A 3047-nucleotide genomic window follows, 5' to 3' on the forward strand; every position below is an offset into this window, starting at 1 on the left:
TAGTTGGTTCAAAAGTATTTATTATGATAATCATAAGCAATAATGCAGCTCAAAACTTCATGTACCCTTTTTATTGCATTGCACCCATAGAAAATATCATTAAATGGTGTCTTGTATGTGTAGTGAAAAAGGTAAATATTGAGGATTAACAATTTCATGGAGGATACCGTCATGTTTTTCAACATAATTCTTTTCTTGACCTTTTGGTTCGTTGGAGTAATGCTTTTCTCGTTTGGCATCATGCAAATCATCTTGTCGCTCACTTGTACCATTCCTCTTACAAAGGCAACAATCGTTCGTTGTAAACACATGGTTGATTCTAGCGGAATATACAAAAGTGTTTCTATTACAATTGTTATATGGACTGTAGTTTCTTTACTAGTTATATGGCCAACCATTTCTTTTGGTAATAGTTATATGATATTCGGTCTTTTTATTGGTATGGGAATCACATTTCTTACTTCACTTTCGAAATGGGGTACAACACAAGCCAATTGTGCCGATTACTATAGAAGATATGAACGTTATTACGCTCATAACGATTTAATTGCATTGGGAGTCTTGACTGAGGAAAGGGAGTGACCGCTAACTGATAATGGCGGTCGACGTATGCGAAGATTGAGAAAATAGGCAAGAAAGCACGCTACTGTTGAGTTCGCATTCTTGTAATGCCCCTGTTGTCAAGACACCAAACCCTTGGAATTAAGATAGGAATTCCGGCCTGCTTGAGCCATCATCACGGAGATAACTGAGCCATCGCCTCTGAAATAAATGATCCACCTTATCGGCATTTACTGCGAAACGTCGCACAACGGACACGGCACCTGACCGCCACCCCTAAAGGAAAACGTGTAAGTTATCGTTGATAAGGCCTTTCGCAACCAGGCGATAATTTGATACAATAGCCATGGTTTTTGAGTGTGGTGCTCCTGTCATCCTCTCTGCGCTAACAGATGGTGACAAACAAGGGAGCGCCATTCCTTTCCCTTTTTGTGGCCATTGTATCTGTCAACTCACGGTCAGGCAAGACCGTCAGCAAACGGCCGCGCTGCGGCGGCGCAAACAATTGCGCTTCTCCGTACTGTTGTAGGAAGAGTCCTTGATATTCGCACTGTTAGCGGAAATAGTGCTCCACAACGACACTCGGTCGATTGTGTCCGAGCGATTTAGAAACCTTGAGAACACATTCTTTGTCATAACCGCGATAGTCAGCCTTGATTTGTTTTCCGGCAGACTCTTTTTTGTGGATTTCTTCCTGATAACGAGCCCTTGCGTACTCGGCGCGAAATGCATGATTGTCGATTTTGTTTGTGTATTTCGTGAACAGAAATGGTTGTTCGGCGTTGAAATAGATTTTTCGGAATCTTTCGGCATCCATTTTGTAGTCGCTTATCGTTTCTCTTGTTTCGATATTTGGAACCATTTCCCTTATTGCTTTTTCATAAGTCAATAAAATAGGCGCATTACGAAACCGGCCACCTTTTTCGATCAGGCTGACGAAGAGTTTACCATTTTGATTTTGCCAAACTGAACATGGCTTAACCTGATAGTTGCCTCCTAAGATGCTCTCCCGTCTGCAACCGCAAGCCTTGGCGAAAACGATCTGATTTTTATAGTTATCCGGACTATACTTTCTATCATGCGCTTTTTGGGTTCGACTTCTTGTAACATCCTTGTAACTGCGTTCTTTCAGGTTTGCCTCTTTCTTTCTGATGGATAAGTCAAGAACCTTGTTGAGCGCGGACATGTCTTTTGATATGGTGTAGGCTGATTTGCCGTCCTGTTGTCGGAACTGAAGATATTGGATGACAATAGCCTTGTCGATAACTTGAATGTCCTTTATTTCCGGGTGGTTCTGCTTTAGCCACTTAGCAAATTCCATACTTGTTTGGTGATAGGAATCGAAGGTTTTGAATGAGTAGATTCCAGGCGCTGATGCTGGGTTCCATACGTCTCCTTTTGCTTTTTGCTCAAGACGAAAGTCTGCCTTAGCATCGTGTTTGGATTGCCCAAACCGTTTTAGTGAATTCATTCGCATATTCATTTGGTGGATGATACTTCCGAACTTAACTCTTCCCATTGGTGTGCTCCTTATGACATTAATATGTTTTTTGGATGTATCGCTTTTGTTGCAGCTCCGATGACCGTTAGTGGTTGGTGTATTGGAATTGGAGGAGTGAGGAGTTCTATTTTTAGCTGTTCAAACTTTGATACAATAGCATGCGCTGAAATGGCTGATTTGAAGAAATAGATCTGATTGTCCCTCGTAACAAAATAGCGAAGATATCGGTCCAACTTGTATTGCATGTGGAGTTGAATGCGGTGTCTGATTGAAAAGGAATTGAAAGTGAGTAACCTTGATTTTTCTTCTTGACCGGCGCAAAATGGCATTTTCAAGAAAACGTGGTCGTTTTTTTGCAAGTACAACATCGTACTACCCTTTAGCGCATAGTAATAAATTGGTTTTTCGGTGGTCTCATTAAGATCATCCTTATATTCGATGATCAAGCGTTCTCTTACAGCCTTTTTTAAGGCACCAAGACCAAGGTGCTCTTTAAATCTCTGTTTATAAACTGTCATCAGCATGTCTGTAGTTAGAAAAACATACTCCGAGAGTATCTGGATGATTCGATAAGTCGTCGTGACCTGATTAAGAGACAATTCTTCATGAAAAATGACATCGATTTCGCTGATAGGTATAATTCTGCTATTCATTTATGGGCTCTCCTTTTATTGTTTTTGTGGTCGGGATTGTTAAGACAAACAGCTTGATTGGTTGGGCCAAGCCGATAACCCTGGGAATGTTCTTTTTTGTGGGATGCCTGTAGATAACAGCCCGTCGTCCTGACTCAGGACCACATCGCGATGCGATGCTTCTGCGCAGATAGCGCGTGTATCATGTCTTTACCAGTTGTGTCTGCCTCCCTTAACGATCTCTCGTTTTCTTCGATTTCCTCTGTTTTTCGCAGGTTTTCAAATCTCAAGCTCAAGCTTTCACTGTGGATAACTTGCGAATCCTAGTCAGGAGTGGCCTTCCGGGCACAACA

Annotated in this window: 3 protein-coding genes; 1 reads left to right on the forward strand and 2 read right to left on the reverse strand. The window is 41.7% G+C overall.

Annotated elements, in window-relative coordinates; translation table 11 throughout:
• The first annotated feature begins 171 nt into the window (after nucleotides 1–171).
• On the forward strand, nucleotides 172–582 hold the full coding sequence (locus tag PHO71_RS25875) for a hypothetical protein (protein ID WP_300209063.1): 411 nt from the start codon (nucleotides 172–174) through the stop codon (nucleotides 580–582).
• Between the two features lie 532 nt (nucleotides 583–1114).
• Here PHO71_RS25875 and PHO71_RS25880 read toward each other — a convergent pair.
• Together PHO71_RS25880 and PHO71_RS25885 are read right to left on the reverse strand one after the other, a co-directional pair.
• Nucleotides 1115–2080: a site-specific integrase gene (locus PHO71_RS25880; RefSeq protein WP_300209064.1), complete on the reverse strand. Its 966-nt coding sequence runs from the start codon at nucleotides 2078–2080 to the stop codon at nucleotides 1115–1117.
• A gap of 11 nt (nucleotides 2081–2091) precedes the next feature.
• Nucleotides 2092–2715, reverse strand: coding sequence for a hypothetical protein (locus PHO71_RS25885; RefSeq protein WP_300209065.1), 624 nt, complete (start codon nucleotides 2713–2715; stop codon nucleotides 2092–2094).
• Between the last annotated feature and the right edge of the window lie 332 nt (nucleotides 2716–3047).

It is taken from the genome of Bacteroides sp. (assembly GCF_028690125.1).
In the GTDB taxonomy this organism is placed as follows: Bacteria; Bacteroidota; Bacteroidia; order Bacteroidales; family Bacteroidaceae; genus Bacteroides.